Annotated in this window: 23 protein-coding genes; 15 read left to right on the top strand and 8 right to left on the bottom strand. The window is 61.4% G+C overall.

The window, feature by feature from the left end; genetic code table 11:
* Positions 1 to 205 precede the first annotated feature (205 nt).
* The 10 genes from atzF to ET34_RS0112995 all read left to right on the top strand — a co-directional run bounded on the left by atzF (position 206) and on the right by ET34_RS0112995 (position 12,758).
* Positions 206 to 2,023 (top strand): allophanate hydrolase, encoded by a 1,818-nt coding sequence (gene atzF, locus ET34_RS0112950; protein ID WP_031522689.1) that lies wholly within the window; start codon positions 206 to 208, stop codon positions 2,021 to 2,023.
* A gap of 9 nt (positions 2,024 to 2,032) precedes the next feature.
* Positions 2,033 to 5,653 carry an urea carboxylase gene (gene uca, locus ET34_RS0112955; protein WP_031522690.1) on the top strand — a complete coding sequence of 1,207 codons (3,621 nt, stop codon included), beginning with the start codon at positions 2,033 to 2,035 and terminating at the stop codon, positions 5,651 to 5,653.
* 280 nt (positions 5,654 to 5,933) lie between these two features.
* Positions 5,934 to 6,635: a GntR family transcriptional regulator gene (locus ET34_RS0112960; protein ID WP_031522691.1), complete on the top strand. Its 702-nt coding sequence runs from the start codon at positions 5,934 to 5,936 to the stop codon at positions 6,633 to 6,635.
* A gap of 32 nt (positions 6,636 to 6,667) precedes the next feature.
* Entirely contained in the window at positions 6,668 to 7,939 is a 1,272-nt protein-coding gene (gene urtA, locus ET34_RS0112965; RefSeq protein ID WP_031522692.1) for an urea ABC transporter substrate-binding protein, read from the top strand.
* A 71-nt stretch (positions 7,940 to 8,010) separates the two neighbouring features.
* A complete protein-coding gene (urtB, locus tag ET34_RS0112970; RefSeq protein ID WP_031522694.1) occupies positions 8,011 to 9,576 on the top strand; it encodes an urea ABC transporter permease subunit UrtB in 1,566 nt (521 codons plus the stop codon).
* Entirely contained in the window at positions 9,576 to 10,649 is a 1,074-nt protein-coding gene (gene urtC / locus ET34_RS0112975; RefSeq protein WP_031522696.1) for an urea ABC transporter permease subunit UrtC, read from the top strand. The genes urtB and urtC overlap by 1 nt, the downstream gene beginning before the upstream one ends.
* Complete coding sequence (gene urtD / locus ET34_RS0112980) at positions 10,649 to 11,446, top strand: urea ABC transporter ATP-binding protein UrtD (RefSeq protein WP_031522698.1); 798 nt, start codon at positions 10,649 to 10,651, stop codon at positions 11,444 to 11,446. Before urtC ends, urtD begins: the two co-directional genes overlap by 1 nt.
* 26 nt (positions 11,447 to 11,472) lie before the next feature.
* Entirely contained in the window at positions 11,473 to 12,171 is a 699-nt protein-coding gene (gene urtE, locus ET34_RS0112985) for an urea ABC transporter ATP-binding subunit UrtE (protein WP_031522700.1), read from the top strand.
* Positions 12,172 to 12,235: 64 nt separating this feature from the next.
* Complete coding sequence (locus ET34_RS0112990) at positions 12,236 to 12,484, top strand: type II toxin-antitoxin system Phd/YefM family antitoxin (protein ID WP_031522702.1); 249 nt, start codon at positions 12,236 to 12,238, stop codon at positions 12,482 to 12,484.
* Positions 12,474 to 12,758: a type II toxin-antitoxin system RelE family toxin gene (locus ET34_RS0112995; protein ID WP_031522704.1), complete on the top strand. Its 285-nt coding sequence runs from the start codon at positions 12,474 to 12,476 to the stop codon at positions 12,756 to 12,758. Before ET34_RS0112990 ends, ET34_RS0112995 begins: the two co-directional genes overlap by 11 nt.
* A gap of 65 nt (positions 12,759 to 12,823) precedes the next feature.
* Here the strand turns inward: ET34_RS0112995 and ydeE are convergent, their stop codons facing one another.
* Complete coding sequence (ydeE, locus tag ET34_RS0113000) at positions 12,824 to 14,023, bottom strand: efflux MFS transporter YdeE (RefSeq protein WP_031522705.1); 1,200 nt, start codon at positions 14,021 to 14,023, stop codon at positions 12,824 to 12,826.
* Positions 14,024 to 14,227: 204 nt separating this feature from the next.
* On the opposite strand from ydeE, the gene eamA reads away from it, so the two are divergent.
* Positions 14,228 to 15,127, top strand: a complete 900-nt coding sequence (gene eamA, locus ET34_RS0113005) for an O-acetylserine/cysteine exporter (RefSeq protein ID WP_031522706.1) — start codon at positions 14,228 to 14,230, stop codon at positions 15,125 to 15,127.
* 34 nt (positions 15,128 to 15,161) lie between these two features.
* Here the strand turns inward: eamA and ET34_RS0113010 are convergent, their stop codons facing one another.
* The 3 genes from ET34_RS0113010 to marR are packed head-to-tail and all read right to left on the bottom strand — an operon-like array spanning position 15,162 to position 16,264.
* Positions 15,162 to 15,377 (bottom strand): multiple antibiotic resistance protein MarB, encoded by a 216-nt coding sequence (locus tag ET34_RS0113010; RefSeq protein WP_031522708.1) that lies wholly within the window; start codon positions 15,375 to 15,377, stop codon positions 15,162 to 15,164.
* Between the two features lie 59 nt (positions 15,378 to 15,436).
* Positions 15,437 to 15,811: an MDR efflux pump AcrAB transcriptional activator MarA gene (marA, locus tag ET34_RS0113015; protein WP_024548731.1), complete on the bottom strand. Its 375-nt coding sequence runs from the start codon at positions 15,809 to 15,811 to the stop codon at positions 15,437 to 15,439.
* Positions 15,812 to 15,829: 18 nt separating this feature from the next.
* Complete coding sequence (marR, locus tag ET34_RS0113020; protein WP_031522710.1) at positions 15,830 to 16,264, bottom strand: multiple antibiotic resistance transcriptional regulator MarR; 435 nt, start codon at positions 16,262 to 16,264, stop codon at positions 15,830 to 15,832.
* Positions 16,265 to 16,535: 271 nt separating this feature from the next.
* Between marR and ET34_RS0113025 the strand changes: the two genes are divergently transcribed.
* Together ET34_RS0113025 and ET34_RS0113030 are read left to right on the top strand one after the other, a co-directional pair.
* Positions 16,536 to 17,207, top strand: coding sequence for a MarC family NAAT transporter (locus tag ET34_RS0113025; RefSeq protein WP_031522711.1), 672 nt, complete (start codon positions 16,536 to 16,538; stop codon positions 17,205 to 17,207).
* 14 nt (positions 17,208 to 17,221) lie between these two features.
* Positions 17,222 to 18,367, top strand: coding sequence for an alpha/beta hydrolase (locus ET34_RS0113030; protein WP_031522713.1), 1,146 nt, complete (start codon positions 17,222 to 17,224; stop codon positions 18,365 to 18,367).
* A 27-nt stretch (positions 18,368 to 18,394) separates the two neighbouring features.
* Here the strand turns inward: ET34_RS0113030 and ET34_RS0113035 are convergent, their stop codons facing one another.
* Positions 18,395 to 19,594 carry a sugar transporter gene (locus tag ET34_RS0113035; protein ID WP_031522716.1) on the bottom strand — a complete coding sequence of 400 codons (1,200 nt, stop codon included), beginning with the start codon at positions 19,592 to 19,594 and terminating at the stop codon, positions 18,395 to 18,397.
* Positions 19,595 to 19,817: 223 nt separating this feature from the next.
* On the opposite strand from ET34_RS0113035, the gene ET34_RS0113040 reads away from it, so the two are divergent.
* Positions 19,818 to 20,606, top strand: a complete 789-nt coding sequence (locus tag ET34_RS0113040; protein WP_031522717.1) for a PhzF family phenazine biosynthesis protein — start codon at positions 19,818 to 19,820, stop codon at positions 20,604 to 20,606.
* A 31-nt stretch (positions 20,607 to 20,637) separates the two neighbouring features.
* Here the strand turns inward: ET34_RS0113040 and ET34_RS0113045 are convergent, their stop codons facing one another.
* Entirely contained in the window at positions 20,638 to 21,060 is a 423-nt protein-coding gene (locus ET34_RS0113045) for a DUF2000 domain-containing protein (protein ID WP_031522719.1), read from the bottom strand.
* A gap of 155 nt (positions 21,061 to 21,215) precedes the next feature.
* Here ET34_RS0113045 and ET34_RS0113050 point away from each other — a divergent pair, with 155 nt between their 5' ends.
* Complete coding sequence (locus ET34_RS0113050) at positions 21,216 to 21,680, top strand: Lrp/AsnC family transcriptional regulator (RefSeq protein WP_031522720.1); 465 nt, start codon at positions 21,216 to 21,218, stop codon at positions 21,678 to 21,680.
* Between the two features lie 18 nt (positions 21,681 to 21,698).
* On the opposite strand, the gene ET34_RS0113055 is transcribed toward ET34_RS0113050, so the two are convergent.
* Positions 21,699 to 22,643 (bottom strand): L-lactate dehydrogenase, encoded by a 945-nt coding sequence (locus ET34_RS0113055; RefSeq protein ID WP_031522721.1) that lies wholly within the window; start codon positions 22,641 to 22,643, stop codon positions 21,699 to 21,701.
* Between the two features lie 74 nt (positions 22,644 to 22,717).
* Positions 22,718 to 23,590: a putrescine utilization regulator PtrR gene (ptrR, locus tag ET34_RS0113060; protein WP_031522723.1), complete on the bottom strand. Its 873-nt coding sequence runs from the start codon at positions 23,588 to 23,590 to the stop codon at positions 22,718 to 22,720.
* Positions 23,591 to 23,664: the final 74 nt, after the last annotated feature.

Consider the following 23,664-nt stretch of genomic DNA (forward strand, 5'->3'; position numbering starts at 1 on the left):
CGATGCATGCATTTTTATTATCCTTGCTGCACATAAATAACGCAGCGCGCACCATAATTGCCCGCAAAGCCTCACACCCGGCGAGAAATTAGCGGCAAATAATGCAAACATTTATTTTATATTGTTGAAATGTATAACTTAATTAAATCTGGCACTCTCTTTGCTACAGGTATCCCAACTTGTATACCAGAAAGGATGCCAGCGCATGACACTCACATGGTCTTTATTTCAGGGATATACCCTTACGCAATGGCGGGAATATTACGCCGCGCAGCCTGAGCGTATCAGCGATATTTTCGATGCCTTTACCCGCGAGCAAAATAATGACGACTGCGCCTGGATATGTCGCGCCGATAACGCTGCGCTGAGCGCGCAAATAACCGCTCTGCAGACGGCGTTACGTCAGGGAGAAAAGACGCTGGCTGACTTTCCGCTCTACGGCGTTCCCTTCGCCGTGAAGGACAATATCGATGTCGCGGGGATGCCGACCACCGCCGCCTGTCCGGCCTTTCGCTATCTGCCCGACCACGACGCCACTGTGGTGGCGCGCCTGAAAGCCGCCGGGGCGATTGTGGTGGGAAAAACCAATCTCGATCAGTTCGCTACCGGGCTGGTGGGCACGCGTTCTCCCTACGGCGCCGTGCCTAACACCTTCAACCCGGACTATGTCAGCGGCGGGTCAAGCTCAGGTTCGGCGTCGGTGGTAGCTCGCGGGCTGGTGGCGTTTGCGCTGGGCACCGACACCGCCGGTTCCGGGCGCGTCCCCGCCGGGTTCAACAATATTATCGGTCTCAAGCCAACCAAAGGCTGGCTCTCCACCCGGGGCGTAGTGCCTGCCTGTCGGCTCAATGACTGCGTCTCGATCTTCGCGCTGACGGTGGCTGATGCCTGGTCCGTGGCGACGCTTGCCGGGGGCTATGACGCCGCCGATCCCTATTCGCGTCAGCATCCGCGCACCGCCCCGGCGCGCTTCACGGATGCGCCACGCATCGCGGTGCCGGACCGGCTGGAATTCTTCGGTGACGCGCAGAGCGAGGCCGCCTTCAGCCGTAGCCTGGCGCAGCTTGAAGCGATGGGCGCCACGCTTGAGCATATCGATTTCAGCGCCTTCAGCGAGCTGGCGGCCCAGCTCTATTCCGGTGCCTGGGTGGCGGAGCGCACCGTGGCCGTGGGGAAAATGCTGGCCCGCGACCCTGACGAAATGGACCCGACGGTGCGCGGAATTGTTGCCGGCGGGCTGAACTACAGCGCCTGCGACGCCTGGCAGGCGGAATACACCCGCGCCGGGCTGGCGCGCCGCATCCAGCAGCAGCTGGCCCGGTATGACGCGCTGGTGGTGCCGACATCGCCCACCATCCGCACCCTGCATGAGATGGCGCAGGAGCCGGTGCGTTACAACTCGCAGTTTGGCACCTACACCAACTTCACCAACCTCGCCGATCTCAGCGCCCTGGCGCTGCCCGCGGGCTTCCGTGCCGACGGCCTGCCGTTCGGGATCACGCTTATCGCCCCGGCCTGGCACGATCTGGCGCTGAGCGCGTTTGGCGTGCGCTGGCAGCAGGCGCAGAGCCTGCCGCCCGGCACCACGGAGAAACCGCTTGCACCACAGACGCACCCGGAGATCGGAAAGGATCACGTGCGCGTCGCGGTGGTGGGGGCGCACCTGCGCGGCCAGCCTTTGAATCATCAGCTGACGACGCGCGATGCGCGCTTCGTCTGCGAAACCACCACCGGCGACGGGTACCGCCTGTATGCCCTCGCCAATACCACGCCGCCAAAGCCGGGTCTGGTGCGCAGCGACGAGGGGCAGCCCATCGCGCTGGAGCTGTGGGACATTCCGCTGGCACGCTTTGGCGAGTTCGTCGCCGAAATCCCGGCCCCGCTCGGCATCGGCACGCTTGAGCTGGACGACGGTAGCAGCGTGAAGGGCTTCATCTGTGAACCGCAGGCGCTTAACCACGCCACCGACATTACATCCTGGGGCGGCTGGAAAGCCTGGCTTGCCCGCCACCACCGTGCCTGAGGAGCCACCATGTTCAGTAAAGTGTTAATTGCCAACCGCGGCGAAATCGCCTGTCGCGCCATTCGCACCCTGGATGCCCTGGGAATTGCCAGCGTTGCGATCTACTCCGATGCCGACCGCAATGCCCCGCACGTCACCGCGGCCAGTGAAGCCATTGCCCTCGGCGGAGACAGCGCAGCGCAGACCTATCTCGATATCGATAAAATCCTTAGCGCTGCCGCCCGCAGCGGCGCGCAGGCGATCTTCCCCGGCTACGGTTTTCTCTCCGAACGCGCCGGGTTCGCTGAGGCCTGCGAGGCGGCGGGGATCGTCTTTATCGGCCCGACCGCACAGCAGATAGCCGATTTTGGCCTTAAGCACCGCGCTCGTGCGCTGGCCGCCGAAGCGGGCGTGCCGATGACGCCGGGCACCGGTCTGCTCACCAGCCTGGCAGAAGCCCAGCTGGCGGCGGCGGAGATGGGGTTTCCGGTCATGCTGAAAACCACGGCGGGGGGCGGCGGCATCGGCCTGACGCGCTGTGACACCCCGGCGGCGCTGGACGAGGCCTGGAGCAGCGTTAAGCGGCTGGGGGCGCAGTTCTTCAGCGATGACGGCGTGTTCCTTGAGCGTTTTGTAGACCGCGCCCGCCACCTTGAAGTGCAGATCTTTGGTGACGGCAACGGCACCGTGGTCGCCCTGGGCGAGCGCGACTGCACGCTCCAGCGCCGCAATCAGAAAGTGGTGGAGGAGACCCCGGCACCGAACCTGCCGCAGGCGACCCGTGAGGCGCTGCACCGCGCGGCGGTGGCGCTCGGCGAGTCGGTTAACTATCGCAGCGCGGGGACCGTGGAGTTTATCTACGATCCGTTGCAGGACCGCTTCTTCTTCCTGGAAGTGAACACCCGGCTGCAGGTTGAGCATCCGGTCACGGAGATGGTCACCGGCGTCGATCTGGTGGCCTGTATGGTCAACGTCGCCGCAGGCGTAACCCCGGACTGGACGCGGCTGCGTCAGGCACCGCAGGGCGCCGCGATTGAGGTACGCCTGTATGCCGAAGATCCGATCCGGCAGTTCCAGCCCAGCCCCGGTGTGCTGACCGAGGTGGCATTCCCGCCCGATGTGCGCGTTGACGGCTGGGTCAGCACCGGCACGGAAGTCAGCGGTTTCTACGATCCGATGATCGCCAAAATTATCGTCCGGGGTGAAACCCGGCAGCAGGCGCTGGATAAGCTTGATGCCGCGCTGGCCGCGACGCGTCTGCACGGCATTGCCACCAACCTGGATTATCTGCGCCAGATCGTGCGCCTCGATGAGTTCCGCGCCGGGGTGATGTGGACCCGTCTGCTGGATGAGGTGAGCTGGCAGGCTCATGCCATTGAGGTGCTGGAGCCGGGCACCTGGAGCAGCGTGCAGGATTATCCGGGCCGCACCGGCTACTGGGATGTCGGCGTGCCGCCCTCAGGGCCAATGGATGATTTTGCTTTCCGGCTGGCCAACCGCATCGTCGGTAACCACCCGGACGCCGCCGGCCTGGAGTTCACGCTGCAGGGACCGACGCTGCGTTTTCATACTGATGCCACCGTGGCACTGACCGGGGCAAACTGCCCGGCGGATCTCGATGGCACGCCGGTGCCGTACTGGCAGCCGGTGATCGTGAAAGCCGGGCAGATCCTGACCCTGGGGCGCGCCACCACCGGGTGCCGCACCTGCCTTGCGGTGCGCAACGGCATTGATGTGCCGGTCTATCTCGGCAGCCGCGCCACCTTCGCCCTCGGGCAGTTTGGCGGTCAGAGCGGACGCACGCTGCGTCCGGGCGACGTGCTGGCTATCTCCCAGCCGGCGCTGCCGGCCTGTACCACGCCGGCCCCCATTGCGCTACCGCAAGCCCCGGAGCCAGCGCTGATCCCGACCTACGGCGAGGTATGGGATATCGGGGTGCTCTACGGGCCGCACGGCGCACCGGACTTTTTCACCCCGGAATCGATGGCGACCTTCTTTGATGCCGAGTGGCAGGTGCACTACAACTCCAACCGCCTCGGCGTGCGGCTGGTTGGCCCGAAACCGGAATGGACCCGCGCCGACGGCGGCGAGGCCGGGCTGCATCCCTCCAACGTTCACGACTGCGAATATGCCATCGGGGCGATCAACTTTACCGGCGACTTTCCGGTGATCCTGACCCGCGACGGGCCGAGCCTCGGCGGCTTTGTTTGTCCGGTAACCATCGCGAAGGCGGAGCTGTGGAAAGTGGGCCAGGTGAAGCCGGGGGATCGCATCCGTTTCCACGCCATTACCTTTGAGCACGCCCAGTCGCTGGAAATTGCTCAGCAGGTGGCAGTGACCAACCTGTGCGCGGTGGCGACGCTGCCGGATGTGCACCCGTCGATCCTGCCCGAAACCACCTCCAGCGCCGCTATCCTCGCGGAGCGCCCGGCGCAGGGGAATATCCCGGCGGTGGTCTGGCGTCAGGCCGGGGACAACTACGTGCTGATTGAGTACGGCGAGAACGTGATGGATCTGGCGCTGCGCCTGCGGGTGCATCTGCTGATGGAGGCTATTCGCGGCCTGAAGGAGCCGGGCATCGCCGAGCTGTCGCCGGGGGTGCGCTCGTTACAGGTGCGCTATGACAGCCAGCTGATTTCCCAGCGCCAGCTGCTGGCGCTGCTGGTGGAAATTGACGGCAGCCTCGGTGACGTCAGCGAACTGAAAGTGCCGTCGCGCGTGGTCTGGTTGCCGATGGCGTTTGAAGACAGCGCCACGCTGGCGGCGGTGGATCGCTACCAGCAGACGGTGCGCAGCGACGCGCCGTGGTTGCCGAACAACGTCGATTTCATCTGCCGCGCCAACGGGCTGGAGAGTCGTGAAGAGGTGGAGCGCATTCTGTTTGATGCCAGCTACCTGATCCTCGGGCTGGGTGACGTCTATCTCGGTGCGCCCTGTGCGGTGCCGGTGGACCCGCGTCATCGCCTGCTCAGTTCCAAGTACAACCCGGCGCGCACCTGGACGGCTGAAGGCACGGTGGGCATTGGCGGGATGTACATGTGCATCTACGGCATGGACTCGCCGGGCGGTTATCAGCTGGTGGGGCGCACGCTGCCGATCTGGAACAAGTTCCTGAAAAACGCCCAGTTTGGCGACGAGCCCTGGCTGCTGAAGTTCTTCGACCAGGTGCGTTTCTACCCGGTAACCGAAGCGGAACTCACCGACTTCCGGGAGGCATTCCGCGAAGGGCGAGCGCCGATCCGCATCGAAGAGGGCGAGTTTGATTTTGCGCGCTATCGGCGCTTCCTGGAGGAAAACGCAGCGGATATCGCCGCCTTCCGCACCCGCCAGCAGACCGCCTTCAGCGCCGAAGTGGCGCACTGGCAGGCCCAGGAGAATGCAGCGGCAGAAGCGGCATTCGATGCACCCCAGCAGCAGGAAACCGAGCGCGAAGGCCAGCGGGTCAGCGCCGATCTTAACGGCAATATCTGGAAGATCCTCGTCGAGCCGGGACAGCGCGTGAAGCAGGGCGAACCGCTGATCGTGGTGGAAGCGATGAAGATGGAGCTGATGGTCAGCGCGCCCTGCGACGGCACGGTGTCGCATATCCATTGCCAGCAGGGGCGGACGGTGGCGCCGGGGGATGCATTGCTGTGGCTGGCGGGCGCCTGACGGGGATCTGACCTGGCTCACTGGCCAGCTTGCGCCTGGGCTGTACTCCCGAGGGTCACGTACTGCGTGTACGTTCTCCTCGGTCCGTGCAGTCCGCGCGCAATCTGCCTGCGCCGCCGACGGTCAGACGGTCATAAGGGGGCTGGCCTCGGTTTTACTCGGGTGACGGAAGGTGGGTGCGCGTTGCTTACCCACCCTACGAACTGCACCTCGTTCTCCCGTTTTGTAGGGCGGGTAAGCGCCGCGCACCCGCAATGGCACACGACTCAGGAGCATCACCATGCCCGTGCAAAAACGGTTAAAGCCGCTGAACGCCGAAGGCCAGGCCGATCGCATCTACCGGCTGCTGAAGCAGGAGATCTTCGATTTCCAGCTGCTGCCCGGCGATCGCTTCAGTGAAAACGACATTGCCGCGCGGATGGCGGCCAGCCGCACGCCGGTGCGTCAGGCGCTGTATGCCCTGGAGCAGGAGGGTTATCTGGCGGTGCAGCCGCGCAGCGGCTGGCAGGTGAAGACCATCGATTTTGACTACCTGGAGGCGCTGTACGACCTGCGCGTGGTGCTGGAGTGCGAGGCGGTGAAGCGCCTGTGCGCCTTGCCTCCGGACGTGACTCCGCTGGCACTGCAGGCCTTAAAGCAGTTCTGGATCGACGCGCCGCCGTTGCCGGAGGGCCAGAGCGTGGCGCGTCACGATGAAGCGTTCCACATGGCGCTGCTGGAGGCCGCAGGCAACCCGGAGATGGCGCGGGTGCATCGCGACGTCACCGACAAAATTCGCATCGTGCGCCGCATGGACTTCACCCAACCGGCGCGCGTACAGGCCACCTATGCCGAGCACAGCCAGATCCTGCTCGCTATTCTCAACCGCAACCTGAAGGAGGCGCACACCCTGTTGTCCGGTCATATCGCTCAGAGTCAGCAAGAGGTTCGCAAAATAACGCTTCATATGCTGCACGAGGCGCGGCAGTCGAAGTTTCGCTAATTACACACAGCCCATTTTTCAGGAGTGAAGTTATGCATCGTCGTACCTTAATAAAAGCTTTCGCACTTTCTGCATCGGTTATCAGCATGGGGTTCGCCTTCAGCGCTCAGGCCGCCGACACCATCAAAGTGGGCATTATGCACTCGCTCTCCGGCACCATGGCGATTTCAGAGACGCCGCTCAAGGACGTGGCGTTGATGACCATCAATGAGATCAACGCCAGCGGCGGCGTGCTGGGTAAAAAGCTTGAACCGGTGGTGGTGGACCCGGCATCCAACTGGCCGCTGTTCGCCGAAAAAGCGCGCCAGCTGCTGAGCCAGGACAAGGTGGCCGCGGTGTTCGGCTGCTGGACCTCGGTATCGCGTAAATCGGTGCTGCCGGTGTTTGAGGAGCTGAACGGCCTGCTGTTCTACCCGGTGCAGTACGAGGGCGAAGAGATGTCGCCGAACGTCTTCTACACCGGCGCGGCACCGAACCAGCAGGCGATCCCGGCGGTGGAATACCTGATGAGCGAGGACGGCGGGGAGGCGAAGCGCTTCTTCCTGCTCGGCACCGACTACGTCTATCCGCGCACCACCAACAAAATCCTGCGCGCCTTCCTGCATTCGAAAGGGGTGCAGGATAAGGATATCCAGGAGGTGTATACCCCGTTCGGCTACAGCGATTACCAGACCATCGTCGCCGACATCAAGAAATTCTCCGCCGGTGGTAAAACCGCCGTGGTCTCTACCATCAACGGCGATTCCAACGTTCCCTTCTATAAAGAGCTGGCTAACCAGGGCCTGAAGGCCACTGACGTGCCGGTGGTGGCCTTCTCGGTGGGGGAAGAGGAGTTGCGCGGCATCGATGCCAAACCGCTGGTGGGTAACCTGGCGGCATGGAACTACTTCGAATCGGTGGATAACCCGACTAACGCGAAATTTGTTGCCGCCTACCGGGCCTGGGCCAAAGCGCACAAGCTGCCGAACGCCGACACCGTGGTGACTAACGACCCGATGGAAGCGACGTATGTCGGTCTGCATATGTGGGCGCAGGCCGTTGAGAAAGCGGGCACCACGGATGTGGATAAGGTGCGTGCGGCGATGGCGGGGCAAACCTTCAGTGCGCCGTCGGGCTTCACCCTGACCATGGATAAAACCAACCACCACCTGCACAAGCCGGTGATGATCGGTGAAATCGAAGGTAACGGTCAGTTCAACGTGGTGTGGCAGACCGAACAGCCGGTGCGCGCCCAGCCGTGGAGCCCGTTTATCGCCGGGAATGACAAGAAGTCCGATGCGCCGGTGAAAACTGCCGCTAACTGACGAAAAATCCCCTCAGGCAAGGCGCTGGCGCTGAGGGAATTTTCCATCCGCTGAATACCAGGGAGACGACCATGCAATTTCTACGCTGGCTGCTGATAGCCGCCTGGCTGCTTCCCGGCCTGGCGCGCGCCGCCGATGCCGACGCCTTCACTGCGGCGAACCGCACGCAGCAAACCGCGCTGCTGCAACACTGGGCCGCGGCACCCGATGCGGCACGTCTGCCGCTGCTGCAGGCGCTGGCGGCGGAGAGCCTGGTGGTGGATGAGGCGAAACACCCGTTTGCCCGGCACGGCGAGACGCTGACGCCGCTGGGCGACGCCGCGACGCCTTCCGGGGCGATAAAGCAGGTGCGCCTGACCAATCGCCTGCGCAACCTGACCCGTACCGCCCTCGCCACGCACCAGCTGGTGAGTGACAACGTCACGAAAAGAGCGGCCGCAGCCCGTGAACTGGGACGCGATCCGCAGCCCGAGATGCTGCCGCTGATCGAAGCCCGGCTGGCGGTGGAGCAAGATGACGATGTGCGCGATGCCCTGAATGGCGCGCTGGCGGGACTGCAGCTCACCAGCCCGGATGCGGCGCTGCGCTTACAGGCGGTAGAGCGGCTGGGAAGCATTGCCGATCCGGAAATGCGCGCCCGGCTGGCTCCCTTCGCCGGGGCGGAACATGAACCCGATGCCCGCGTGCGCGATGCCGCCAGCCAGAGCCTGCGCAAAATCGACCAGCGCCTGATGGTGGGCGAGCTGCTGGGGCAGGCGTTTATGGGCGTGTCCCTCGGCTCGATCCTGCTGCTGGCGGCTCTGGGCCTCGCCATTACCTACGGCCTGCTGGGCGTCATTAACATGGCGCATGGGGAGATGCTGATGCTGGGCGCGTACAGCGCCTGGCTGGTGCAGAGCGCTTTCATCCAGTTTGCGCCGCAGTGGCTTGCCCTCTATCCGGTGGTAGCGCTGCCGGTTGCGTTTGTTATTACCGCGGGTATCGGCATGGCGCTGGAGCGCACGGTGATCCGCCACCTGTATGGTCGTCCGCTCGAGACGCTGCTGGCGACCTGGGGGATAAGTCTGATGTTGATCCAGCTGGTGCGCATGACCTTCGGCGCGCAAAACCTCGAAGTGGCAAATCCCGGCTGGCTTTCCGGCGGGCTGCAGGTGCTGCCGAACCTGATCCTGCCGTGGAACCGGCTGGTTGTGGTCGGCTTCGTGCTGCTGGTGCTGTTCTTCACCTGGCTTATTCTCAGCCGCACCCGGCTGGGGATGCAGATCCGCGCCGTCACCCAGAATCGTTCGATGGCGGCCTGCTGCGGCGTGCCGACGGGCCGCGTCGATATGCTGGCCTTCGGGCTGGGGTCGGGCATTGCCGGGCTGGGCGGCGTGGCGCTGTCGCAGCTGGGTAACGTCGGGCCGGAACTGGGCCAGGGGTACATCATCGACTCTTTCCTGGTGGTGGTGCTGGGCGGTGTCGGGCAGCTGGCGGGCAGCGTCGCCGCGGCGTTTGGCCTTGGCATCTTCAATAAAATCCTTGAACCGCAGACCGGCGCGGTACTGGCGAAAATCGCCATTCTGGTGCTGGTGATCCTGTTTATTCAGAAACGCCCGCAGGGGCTGTTCGCACTCAAAGGGAGGGTGATGGACTGATGAGCCAGCCGCTGACGTTAACCCTGACGCGCCGCGCGCCGCGCCTGAGCCTGCTGCTCGGGTCGGTGCTGGTGGCGCTGCTGCTGATTATGCCATTTCTGGCGCTGCTTCCCGCTGCGCATCCGCTGGCGCTGTCAACCTGGACCCTGACGCTGGTGGGTAAGGTGCTCTGCTATGCCGTCGTCGCCGTAGCGCTCGACCTCGTCTGGGGCTATGCCGGGCTGCTGTCGCTGGGGCACGGGCTGTTTTTCGCCCTCGGCGGCTATGCGATGGGGATGTATCTGATGCGCCAGGCCGCCGGGGACGGGCTACCGGCGTTTATGTCGTTTCTCTCCTGGAGCGAGCTGCCGTGGTACTGGTGGGGCACCCAGCATTTCGCCTGGGCAATGGTGCTGGTGGTGGCGCTGCCGGGGCTGCTCGGCCTGGTATTTGGCTGGTTTGCCTTCCGCTCGAAAATCAAAGGCGTCTACTTCTCGATCATGACCCAGGCGCTGACCTATGCCGGCATGCTGCTGTTCTTTCGCAATGAAACTGGCTTTGGCGGTAATAACGGCTTCACCGGCTTCACCACGCTGCTGGGCCAGCCGGTGACCGCGGTATCAACGCGCATCGGCCTGTTTCTGGCAACGGTGATCCTGCTGCTGGCGACACTGCTCATCGGCTTCATGCTGGCGCGCAGCAAGTTTGGCCGCATCTTGACCGCGGTGCGTGATGCGGAGAACCGGCTGATGTACTGCGGCTACGATCCGCGCGGCTTCAAGCTGCTGGTATGGACGCTGTCGGCGGTGTTGTGTGGCCTGGCCGGGGCGCTGTACGTGCCGCAGGTGGGGATCATCAACCCCGGCGAGATGTCGCCCACCAACTCTATTGAAGCCGCGATTTGGGTCGCCCTCGGCGGACGCGGGACCCTGGTTGGCCCGGTGCTCGGTGCCGGACTGGTTAACGGAGCAAAAAGCCTGTTTACCGTGGCGATGCCGGAGTACTGGCAGCTGTTCCTCGGACTGATCTTCATTGTGGTTACGCTGTTTTTACCGCGCGGGGTGATTGGCCTGCTGCGCAGAGGAGAGAAATGATGCAGCCGTCAGACCAACCCTTTACCCGCCAGCAGCCGAGCGACCGCTTTCGCGCCCATACCGACCCGGTGCTGCAGCTGGAAGAGATCAACGTCAGCTTCGACGGCTTTCAGGCGCTGACCAATCTGTCGATGCGCATCGGCGTGGGCGAATTACGCTGCGTAATCGGCCCCAACGGAGCCGGCAAGACCACGCTGATGGATGTCATCACCGGTAAAACCCGGCCCCAGACCGGCCGCGCCTGGTACGATCAGTCCACCGATCTTACGGCGCTCAGCCCGGCAGAGATAGCCCGGCGCGGTATCGGACGCAAGTTTCAGAAGCCGACGGTGTTTGAGGCGCTGACGGTGTTCGAGAATCTGGAGATTGCCCAGAAGGGTGACAAAACCGTGTGGGGCACGCTGCGCGCGGCCCTGAGCGGCGAACAGCGCGACCGCATCGACGAGATGCTGACGCTGCTGCGCCTGGGCGGGGAGCGGCACCGCCGCGCCGGACAGCTCTCGCACGGACAGAAACAGTTTCTGGAGATCGGCATGCTGCTGGTGCAGGAGCCGCATCTGCTGCTGCTCGATGAGCCTGCGGCCGGGATGACCGATGCCGAAACCGAGTACACCGCCGAGCTGTTTCGCACCCTCGCCGGAAAGCACTCCCTGATGGTGGTGGAGCACGATATGGGCTTTGTGGAAACCATTGCCGATCACGTGACCGTGCTGCACCAGGGGCAGGTGCTGGCCGAGGGCTCGCTGCGCGACGTGCAGGCCAATGAGCAGGTGATTGAGGTCTACCTTGGGCGCTGAAGCGCAGAGATAACGAGGAGTAACAGATGCTACAGGTCAACGAGCTTAACCAGTATTACGGCGGCAGCCACATTCTGCGCAGCGTCTCCTTTGAGGCGCGCATTGGCGAGGTCACCTGCCTGCTGGGACGCAACGGGGTGGGTAAAACCACGCTGCTGAAGTGCCTGATGGGCCTGGTGCCCGCCCGTTCCGGGAGCGTCAGCTGGCAGGATAAAACCATCACCGCGCGCAAGCCGCACCAGCGGGTGCAGGCCGGTATCGCTTACGTCCCGCAGGGGCGGGAAATTTTCCCCCGTCTGACGGTGGAAGAAAACCTGCTGATGGGCCTGGCGCGTTTCCCGGCGCGGCAGGCTCATCAGGTTCCGGACGAGATTTATCAGCTGTTCCCGGTGCTGCATGCCATGAAACACCGGCGCGGCGGCGATCTCTCCGGCGGGCAGCAGCAGCAGCTTGCGATCGGTCGCGCGCTGGCGACGCAACCGCAGCTGCTGATTCTGGATGAACCCACCGAAGGTATTCAGCCTTCGGTGATCAAGGAGATCGGGGCGGTGATACGCCAGCTGGCGAACCGGGGCGATATGGCGATCCTGCTGGTGGAGCAGTTCTATGATTTCGCCGCTGAACTGGCTGACCATTATCTGGTGATGTCGCGCGGCGCGGTGATCCAGCGCGGTAGCGGGGCGGATATGGAACGCGAAGGGGTGCGGGGGCTGGTGATGATTTAAGCTCGCTGTATTGAAAGAAGCACTTTTTATAGTACACTTAAAGGTGCTTTTAAGAGGACTTTATATGCCATTTCAAATTCTGTCCAGAACGGCAGCGAGCATCACCGATCTTAAGCGTAACCCCATGGGCACTGTGTCTGAAGGCGGAGGAGAAGCTGTTGCCATTCTTAATCGTAATGAACCTGCGTTCTATTGCGTTCCCCCGGCGCTTTATGCGCGTTTACTTGAGCTGGCTGAGGATGCTGAGCTGGCACTCATCGCGGAAGAACGTAAAAACGGAGATACCGTCGAGGTAAGTCTGGATGACTTATAAACTTCATTTCGAAGTACATGCTCTGGCTGAGTGGAAGAAGCTGGGGCATAACGTGCGGGAGGCATTTAAAAAGGCGCTCGCGAAACGGCTGGAGAATCCGCGAGTGCCTGCCGCCCGTCTGCACGGTTACAAAGACTATTACAAAATCAAACAGCGCGCGTCAGGCTATCGCCTGGTGTACCAGGTGCGTGACGACACGATCACGGTACTGGTGCTTAGCGTTGGCAAACGCGAGCGTGGAGCAGTTTATTCCGTCCTTGATGACAGGTCTTAAAACATCGAGTCCTGCCACCGCTGTTACGGCTATTGTTCGATGCGAGAAAATCGCACCATGCCTGTCTACACCGCCGTCAGCCGCGGCGTATCCCAGGAGCGGCCATGCATCCCTTTCAACATGCAGAGCCATGCCAGCACGATAGCGCCAGTCAGAATGGCAAACAGCGACCATGCCGGGAGCGTGGTGAGAATAACGCCGGTCACCAGCGGGTTAAGCGCGCCGCCGAGCCAGCCGAGGGACTGCGCGGAGAAGTAGCTGGATTTCATGCCCGCCGGGGCGATGTGATCGATCAGCATGTACTCTCCCGGCGCATAGATAAGCTCGCCGATAGTAAAGACAGCCACCGACACGCCCCACAGCAGCAGATTGGTGTCGGCGATCATAAAGCCGCCCAGACCAAGAATAAAACAGAGTGTACCCAGCCCCATCAGTGGTTTCAGGTTCTGCGCCGTCAGCCGGCGGCCCACGGCGTACTGCAGTAACACCACCACGGCGGCGTTAACCGGCAGCACCAGGCCTACGGCTTTCTGGGCGAAGTCGCTGTCGGCCACCGCCAGCAGATATTGTGAAATGCAGGAGGCAAACGAGCCACCCACCAGCGAGCCAAGAAAGGCCGAGAGGGTAAACCACATCAGGGCGCGATCGTGCAGCATCACCGACGGTGACCATTTCACCGCAGCCTGATCCGGGCCGGCGCGGGCAATCTGCACCGACTGGACATAACGCTGGATCAGCACCAGCGGAATGGCCGAGGTAAATACCGCCATCCAGAACGGCATATCGATGCTGTAGACCACCAGCAGGGTGCCGAGCGGCGGGCCAATGGTCCAGCCGATGTTAAGAAAGGTGTAGTTGAGCGAGAAAATCTTCGCTTTCGCGCCAGGTTCCAGGGTATCGGCAAAGTAGCCCTTGAGCACCGTGGAGAATACCGAGTAAGCGCAGTTAATCAGCGAGAAAAAGATCACCACCAGCAGCGGGTCATGCACCAGCGGGATGGCGATAAAACCCGTAATGAATACCAGAATCGACAGCAGCATATAGCGTTTTTTATCGAAGCGGTCGGCCAGAATGCCAAAACCGAGACTGAATACCACGCCAACGGTCAGGGCGATGCTCATGGCGATGCCAACAGCATCCACCGCCATGCCATATTTGCGCGTCAGGTAGATTGCCATAAAGGGGAGCGTGGCCCCTCGGCCAATGGTGAGAAGCAGCGAAGAGGCGAGTAACCCGCCGGTAGATATCGTCGTTTTTGATAACATTTTCTTATCTTTTTCCCTGTGGCATTGAAAGCACTTATCTGAAATGCGCTGTTATTTAGCAATACCATGCCAAATCAGGGCTGTATACGGCACCAGGTGTTCTGAAGTGCCATTTTACCCCTGCCAGAATTAGTGGGGGATGACTATACAGCGGCCTCAATTCCCGATAAGTTTTAACAAATTATTAAAAAGACTGGGGCAGGTATGACGCGTAAAGACGGGTTATTGGCAATGCTGGTGGTGGTGGCCTGGGGGCTGAATTTTGTGGTGATCAAAGTGGGCCTGCACAACATGCCGCCGCTGTTGCTGGCAGGGCTGCGCTTCCTGCTGGTGGCGTTTCCGGCGCTGCTGTTCGTGGCGCGCCCTAAAATTCCGCTGCGCCTGATGCTTGGCTATGGTTTGACGATAAGCTTCGGCCAGTTTGCCTTCCTGTTCAGCGCAATTAACTTCGGCATGCCCGCCGGGCTGGCGTCGCTGGTGCTGCAGGCGCAGGCGTTTTTCACCATCATTCTCGGTGCGGTGATGTTCGGCGAGCGGCTGCAGCGACGCCAGCTGGTGGGGATCACCCTCGCAGTGTTCGGCATTCTGGTGCTGGTGGAGGCAAGCCTCACCGGGCAGCATGTGGCGCTGCTCGGGTTTATGCTCACCCTGGCCGCCGCGTTCAGCTGGGCCTGCGGCAATATTTTTAACAAGAAAATCATGATGCTGGAGCAGCGTCCGGCCATTATGTCGCTGGTGGTGTGGAGTGCGCTGATCCCCATCGTACCGTTCTTTGTCGCCAGCCTGTTGCTGGATGGCCCGGCGGTGATGCTGCGCAGTCTGGTCGAAATCGACACCGTAACGGTCGCCTCACTGGTTTATCTGGCATTTGTCGCCACCATTATCGGCTATGGCATCTGGGGCACGCTGCTTGGGCGCTATGAGACCTGGCGGGTGGCCCCCCTGTCGCTGCTGGTGCCGGTGGTGGGGCTGGCCAGCGCCGCACTGCTGCTGGATGAGCATCTCTCCCTGCTGCAGATGATCGGCGCCGTGATGATCATGGCGGGGCTGTATATCAACGTTTTCGGGCTGCGTCTTCGTCGTAAGATCCCGGCGCAGGGATAAAAAAAAGCCCCGCCGGATGGCAGGGCCGTTACGCTTAGCGGCGGGCGTTGTAATAGGGCACGCCCAGCTCATCAGACTTGTCGCTCCCGGCGCCCATATGGTTGAAATCCCACTGGGACTGGTTACTGGCCGGGGCGGCGATCAGGGTCTCGCGCGACGGAAGTGTCGTGGTGCTGGCAGGTTGTTCAGCCAGCACGGAACCCGAGGCCAGCAGCATCAGCACCGCGGCCACACAGGTATAACGTTTCATGATTTCCTCGGTTACGTCTCTCGACGATAGCAGGGGCATGATGCCCCTCTGGTTCGCTATTAATGGTTTAGCGGGTGTAAATATTTTGCCTCGCCCGGCATATCGGTAATGCGGAACTTATGCGGCGGCACCGAAAAATAGTTCTTGAAGGTGCGCGTCAGGGTCTGTTGCGATTCAAACCCGTACCGTTCAGCCAGATAGAGAATTGGCTCGTTACTGTGCTTGAGCTTGCGGGCAATTTCAGTCAGCTTGCGGTTGCGAATATACTGACCCAGGGAGTGCCCGGTCTCTTTCTTAAACATACGTTGCAGATGCCATTTGGAGTAACCCGAGCGTTCCGACACTTTCTCTAACGAGAGCGGGGATTCCAGGTTATCTTCGATCCAGTCCAAAATGCTAAGGATTGTGACAGCATCATTATTACGTCTGGACATTGTCATACCTCTTCTTGTTCAGGGAAGCACCTTCTTGAGCAGGTATTCAAGCGATGCCACTTCCTCTTCTGTCAGGTTTTTAGTCAGTTCTTGATGCAGAGTTTGTCCCACTAAACGGTGGCACTGCTCACACAGCGCGGCGCCATCTGCTGTCAGCCTGACCAGCACACCGCGTTTATCATTAGGGTTCGGCAGGCGTTCAATCCAGCCTTTACATACCAGGCGATCCACCATGCGCGTCAGCGCACCCAGATCGACCGATAAGATTTTTTTAAGCTCCACCGGCGTAATGCACACTTCGCAGCGAATAGAACACAGCACTTTGAACTGCGCAGCGGTGATATCCAGGGGCGAAAGATAATCGTTAAGCAGGCGATCCTTTTTCTGATTCACCAGATGGATTAAACGTCCAAGTGGAATGATTTCATTAAACAGGTCGCTTGTGTTTTTCACGAAGGTTGCCCCGGCAAGTAGTTAGTCACGCGAGATATTATTGCCGCGGCAACCATTTGTCAAATGAATGGGTCATCCTATGCCACGATTAGCTAAACCGATTCAGGGAACAGCGGAAGAGATTGATTTATTATCATTTTTTTTAGCAACCTTAAGCCAAATTCGCCAGTATAACTCGTGACAACGTCACATAAAGAGACAACCCGGTGGCGCTGTACAAGCATTTGTTTCTATACTGCGGAGCCGCTATTTATCGCACACGGAGAGAACCATGCTGGAACTGTTACAGGCCATCGGCCTCGGGCTGGTAGTGCTGTTACCCCTCGCGAATCCCTTGACCACCGTGGCGCTGTTCCTGGGCCTTGCCGGCAACATGAACAGCGCCCAGCGCAATCAGCAGGCGCTGATGGCCTCGGTCTACGTCTTTATTATTATGATTGTCGCCTGGTATGCCGGGCAGCTGGTGATGAACACCTTCGGTATTTCGATACCGGGCCTGCGTATCGCCGGCGGGCTGATCGTGGCGTTTATCGGTTTCCGCATGCTGTTCCCCCAGCAGCACGCCCATGAAAGCCCGGAGGCGAAAAGCAAATCCGAAGAGCTGAGCCAGGAGTCGGATGTCAATATCGCCTTTGTGCCGCTGGCGATGCCCAGCACCGCCGGACCCGGAACCATCGCAATGATCATCAGCTCGGCCTCCACCGTGCGCCACGGCGCGGAGTTTTCGGGCTGGGTGGTGATGCTGGCCCCGCCGCTGGTGTTTGCCCTGATTGGCCTGATCCTCTGGCTGTCACTGCGCAGCTCCGGGGCGATCATGCGCCTGGTGGGCAAGGGCGGCATCGAGGCCATTTCGCGGCTGATGGGCTTCCTGCTGGTCTGCATGGGCGTGCAGTTCATCATTAACGGCGTGCTGGAGATTGTTTCCAGCTATCACCCACAGTGACGCGCGTGCTGTGGATGGCACTGCTTCTGCTGGTACTGGCGGGGTGTCAGCGTCAGCAGGTCGCTGCGCCGCCGCTCGGCCAGCACAGCTTTGCCGCCTATCAGCAGCAGACCCGCGACTGGCTGCTGGCGCACCGCGCGTTTCAGACGCTGGATAAAGCCGGCGAACTGGCCTGGAACAGCCCGCAGGAGTGGCGTCCGGCGGGGCGGGCGCGCAAGGGTATTCTGCTGGTGCACGGGCTGGGAGATTCCCCCGGCTCGTTCAGCGATATCGGCCCGGCGCTGGCGCAGCAGGGTTTTCTGGTGCGCACCGTGCTGCTCCCGGGGCACGGCACGCGCCCGGAAGATATGCTGGCGGTGACGGTCGACGACTGGCGTCAGGTAGTGCGCGAGCAGGCGGCTATGCTGGCCTCTGAGGTGGATACGCTGTGGCTCGGCGGGTTCTCTACCGGGGCCAATCTCGCGCTGGAATATGCCGTCGGGCATGACGTCGACGGGCTGCTGTTGTTCTCTCCGGCGTTCAAATCCGATACCCGTTATGACTTCCTGGCCCCTGCGCTGGCGCTGTTCCGCGACTGGCTGCGCCCGCGCAGCGAGGTGTTCCCGCAGCAGATCGCCACGCGCTATCTGCGGGTGCCGACCAACGGCTTCGCTCAGTTCTGGTACACCAGCGCCACCGCCCGGCGCCTGCTGGCGGCACAGCCGTTTACTAAGCCGGTGGTGATGGTGCTGGCGGAGCATGATTCGGTGCTGGATACCCGCTGGATGCTTGACCGCTTCGACGAGGATTTTCCGCATCCCGCCAGTCGCCTGATCTGGTACGGTAATCCGCGCACGGCGCAACAGGCGGTCTCCCGAGTGCTGGTGCGCACCGACTATCTGCCTGACGAGCGCATCAGCCAGTTCTCCCATATGTCGGTGCTGTTCTCCCCGGATAACCCGCTGTACGGACGTGCGGGCCGGGAACGGCTGTGTGCCAACGGGCAGAGCGAGGCGTTTGCTCAGCGCTGTCTGAAGGGGGAAGAGGTGTGGTACTCCGACTGGGGATTTCAGGCGGAAGATAAAGTTCACGCTCGTCTGACGTGGAATCCGTGGTTCAGCTGGCAGGAAGCGGTCATTGGCGCAGTGGTAAACGGTACGCCGCTCCCGCCGACGCCATAAAAAAGGGTGGCCATCGCCACCCTGAAATTAATGTATTACCGGCTGGCTCTCTTCCAGCTGTACCGGCCAGCGACGGAAAATGATCACCGACCAGATCAGGGCCGCCAGCGCTGGCAGCGCCCCGACATAGCCGATGGAGGCCATCGACAGGTGCTGACTGACCAGACTGCCCGCCAGCGCGCCGGCACCGATGCCGATGTTAAAGATGCCGGAGAACAGCGACATCGCCACGTCGGTCGCATCCGGGGCCAGCGCCAGCACCTTCACCTGCATGCCAAGCCCAATCACCATCATGGCAATGCCCCAGAACGCGCTCAGCGTCAGCAGGGTGGTAGGATTACTGGCGGACGGCATCAGCAGCGCCAGGCAGAGCGCCAGCAGGCCGATAGCACCGCTCACCAGCGTGGAGGCGTGATTGTTGCCAAGCTTGCCGAACAGCACGCTACCGAGAATACCGGTGCTGCCGAGCAGCAGCAGCAGGCCGGTGGCGAAGTTGCCGCTCAGCCCGGCAACGGTCTGCACGAACGGCTCAATGTAGCTATAGGCGGTGTAGTGGGCGGTGACCACCACGGCAATCAGGGCGTAGATGTTAATCAGCGCCGGACGGCGGAACAGGATCGGCAGGCTTTTCAGCGAGCCGGAGTGTTCGCTCGGCAGTTTCGGCAGCAGCTTAATCAGGCTGATCAGCGTTACCAGCGCCCCGACGCCAATCACAAAGAAGGTGGTACGCCAGCCAAAGTATTGCCCGACGATGCGGCCAATCGGGATACCGAGCACCATCGCCAGCGCGGTACCGGTGGCCAGCAGGCTCAGCGCCTGGGCTTTTTTACCCGCGGGCGCCAGGCGGATCGCCAGCGATGCGGTAATCGACCAGAAAATGGCGTGGGCGAAGGCAATGCCGATACGGCTGATAATCAGCACCGTAAAGTTCCAGGCGAGGAACGAGAGCACGTGACAGCCGATAAACAGCACGAACAGGGCGATGAGCAGCTTGCGGCGCTCAATCTGGCTGGTAAGCAGCATAAACGGCAGCGACAGCAGCGCCACGACCCAGGCGTAGATGGTGATCATGATCCCCACCTGCGCCGTCTCCATGCCAAAACTTTGCGCGATATCCGAGAGTAACCCAACCGGCACAAACTCAGTGGTATTGAAAATAAAAGCCGCGACGGCAAGCGTCACCACTCGCAGCCACGCCACACTGCGTGGGACTGTGTTAATCGTCATAGTCATTCATATCGCGTTGGTGAGAAGAAAAAGGTAAGCGAGGGATCTTAAAACCTCCGCTGACGGAAATTCAACCATTTTGTGATCTGAATCTCATTTTTAGCTGGCGTCAGCCTTCGTGAGCAAACGTGATGGCCTGGATGAGGGAGGGGCATGATAAAAGTCGTTGGCGAAAGGCAGCGGCTCTGCCAGGGTGGTAGCCAGATAACCGGAGAGTAACCTGATGAACACAGTAGATTTTTACATGGTAGACGCCTTCAGCAGCGACACTTTCGGCGGCAACGCCGCAGCGGTCTGCCCGCTTACCGAGTGGCTGCCGGATGAAACCCTGTTGCGCATGGCGCAGCAGCATAACCAGTCAGAAACGGCCTTCTTCGTGCGCACCGATAGCGGGTTCGAGCTGCGCTGGTTCACTACCCAGGCCGAAATTGACCTGTGCGGACACGCCACCGTCGCCGCGGCTCACGTGATTTTTGAGTATCTCGATTTCCCGGATACCACTATCCACTTTACCACGCGTTTCGTCGGTGACCTGGCGGTGACGCGCAACGGCGACTGGCTGACCCTCGACTTCCCGGCATGGCAGACGCAGCCGTGCGACGTGCCGCCGCTGCTGCTTCAGTGCCTCGGCATCGACAGCTATCAGCAAATCAGCGCCGGGCGCGACTATCTGGTGGTGCTGGAGAGCGAGCAGCAGGTGCGGGCGCTGGCCCCGGATATCCACGGGCTGAAACCGCTCGGCAAAATGGTGTGCGTTACCGCGCCGGGGGAACAGTATGATTTCGTCAGCCGTTTCTTCTGCCCTGGCGAAGCGGTAGCGGAAGATCCGGTCACCGGCTCGGCACATGCCATGCTGATCCCGTACTGGGGCAAACGCCTGGGGAAAACCACGATGCTGGCTCGTCAGGTCTCGGCCCGGGGCGGCGATCTGCGCTGTCAGTGGCAGGGCGATCGGGTGCTGATTGGCGGCCAGGCGACCACCTATCTCATTGGCAAAGTGTTTCTGCGCTAATCTTTCCGGCGGCACGCTGCCGCCTTGTTTCTCAGCGGTACAGCTTCAGGTTGCCGCTCAGGCGGGTAATTTTCTTCTTCGGCCCAATCAGGCCCAGCGCCACCAGTTCGATTTGCCCGCTGGGGGTTGCCGCAATACGCTCCCCGTACTCCTCATAGGTTTTGCACGACTGCGCCAGCGCGCTGAACGGCATGGCAACCAATTCTTCATCGGCCTCGCTCACGCCGTGCAGCTCCCGCAAATAGTCGCCCGCAGCCAGCAGCACCGGCAGTGGAGCAGCGATCACGCCCGGGTAGTTCACCCCGTCCTGACTCTGCATGTCCGGGCCAACCAGGTTATCGGTAAGACGACCAAAACCGATCCCGATTACGCTGGCGGCATTCATCGCCAGCCCGGCGCTCAGGTGCTGGTCAATGACGATGATGCAGCGGTGGGTAGTGACATCAAATCTCACGCGTTGTCTCCTTAGCAGGCGCTGCGGGACATCCGCAGCACCGGACTATTATCCGTTAACCGCCCGGGTAAATGTTGTCTGAATCGCTTGCGGAAATCGTTAAAAAGGGCAGGATTAGGCTTTAAGAGATCCATAAACGAAAGGAATTTTCTGTTATGTCCCTTGGCTCGACAGACAAACGTATTCTCGACCTGCTCCAGCGTGATGCGCGTATGACCAACCAGACGCTGGCGGATGAGACCGGCATCTCTCCCTCGCCGTGCTGGCGCAAAGTGCGCAAGCTGGAGGAGGATGGGGTGATCCAGGGTTACCGGGCGGTGCTGGACCGTAAAAAAATCGGGCTGGGGGTGATGGTGTTCGTGCGCGTCACCATCGACAGCCACAGCGAGGCGGACGCGCGTAAGTTCGAACAGGAGGTCTCGGATCTGTCGAATGTGGTGGCGTGCTACAGCATCGGCGGTGATGCCGACTTTCTGTTGCAGGTGGTCGCTGCGGATCTGGATGCCTACGCCGACTTCGCCATGACGGTGATCCGCCGTCTGCCGGGCATTAAGGAGATGCAGAGCATGTTCGTGCTCAAAGAGATCAAAGCCCTGGCGGCGTGGCCGGTGGAGAAATAGCGCCGCGCCGCCGCCGGGTTACGGCAGCCGGGCAATGTTGCTTTTAATCACCGCCGCCGCGTGACTGAATTTTGCCTGCTCGTCCTCGGCCAGCTGCAGCTCAATGATCTGCTGCACACCGCCGTGCGCCAGCACCGCCGGGACGCCGATCGCCAGCCCGCGTTCACCATATTCGCCGTCGAGAATGCATGAGATAGCCAGCGCACGGTGGCTGCCGGTGAAGATATTGCGGCAGATCTCGGCGATGGTGCCGGCGATGCCGTATTCGGTGCAGCCTTTACGGGCGTAGATTTCAAACCCCAGCTTGCGCACCGTCTCCGCCAGCGCGTCGCGATCGAGCGCCATCCCGGTGTGCTTCTGGCAGACGTCACTTACCGGCGAACCGTAGACGGAGGAGTGCGACCACACCGGGAACTGTGCATCGCCGTGCTCGCCGAGAATAAACGCATCGATGCTCTGCGCACCGATATCCAGCTTCTCCGCCAGAGTGCGGCGCAGGCGGGTGGTATCGAGCCAGACCCCGGTGCCGATCACCTGGCTACGCGGCAGACCCGACAGCTGATACACCTGCCAGGTAATGATGTCACAGGGGTTAGTCGCGACGAGGAAAATGCCGTTGAATCCGCCCGCCATCATCTGCGGCACGATGGTTTTCACGATGCGCGCCGTGCTGGTCAGCTCGTCTAACCGCGTCTGCCCGGGCTTCAGCGCCCCGCCGGAGACCGTTAACACCGCGATATCCACATCCGCGCAGTCGCTGGCTTCGCGCACCGTGACAGAAATCATTCCCGGCATATAGGCCGCGGCATCGCGCAGATCCTGACAGTGGCCCTCCACGCGGTCAGCGTCGAGATCCACCAGAATCAGCTCCTCGCAGATGTTCTGGTTTAAAAGCGCGTAGGCTGCGGAGGTACCCACATTTCCGCTGCCGATAATCATTACTTTACGGGGTTTTGTGTTCATTCTGCTTCCCTGGTAAGTGATAAACGCTGGCATTACCTTACACTGTAGCGCTGCTTTGGCATCATCGCCTTTACTTATAAGCGCTGGCTTTTCATCTCTGCAAGCAGGGCGGTGAAGGCATCGAGCGTCGGCGTCAGCGCCCCGCGTCGCCAGATAAGCCAGGTGGTCAGTCGTTCCCAGCGGTCCGGCATCGGCCAGGCGCTCACCCGATCGCTGGCCGGCATACTCTCCAGCATGGCACGCGGCATCAGCGCCAGCCCGGCGCCGGCGATGACGCAGGCCAGCATGCCGTGGTAGGACTCCATCTCGTGGATGCGCCCCGGACGTGCGCCGTCGTCGTGGAACCAGCTCTCAAAGTGACGCCGGTAGGAGCAGTTTGCGCGAAAGGCATACACCTGCTCGCCATCCACTTCCCGGGCGCGGGTGATGGGCGCATGATCGACGGGGGCGACAATCATCATCTGTTCATCAAACACCGGTACGCCATCCAGCTGCGGGTGCAGCAGCGGCCCGTCGACAAAAGCCGCGCTCAGCGCACCGTCGAGTACCGCATCGATCATGGTGCCGGACGGACCGGTGACCAGATTGAACTGAATGCGGGCGTAGCGCTGCTTGAACTGCGCCAGCAGCGGCGGCAAGCGCACGGCGGCGGTGCTCTCCAGCGATCCCAGGGCAAACAGGCCTTCCGGCTCGTCACCGGCGACCACGCGCCGCGCCTCCTCGACCAGGCCGGTGATGCGCTGGCTGTAGCTGAGAAAACTGTGCCCGGCCGGGGAGAGCCGCAGGCGCTGATTTTCGCGGATGAACAGCGCCACCCCCAGCTCCTCTTCCAGTTTCTGAATGCGCGTCGTGAGGTTCGACGGCACGCGGTGCACCTGCTTCGCTGCCGCGGTAATGCTGCCGCTTTCGGCCACGGCGTTGAACATCTCCAGCTGAGTCAGATCCATGGTGTTCTCGATTTGTGAATATTATGCTTAATAATATTCACTTTTAACGAACGGGGGAAGCGGGCATGCTGAGC

This window comes from Siccibacter colletis (assembly GCF_000696575.1).
In the GTDB taxonomy this organism is placed as follows: domain Bacteria; phylum Pseudomonadota; class Gammaproteobacteria; order Enterobacterales; family Enterobacteriaceae; genus Siccibacter; species Siccibacter colletis.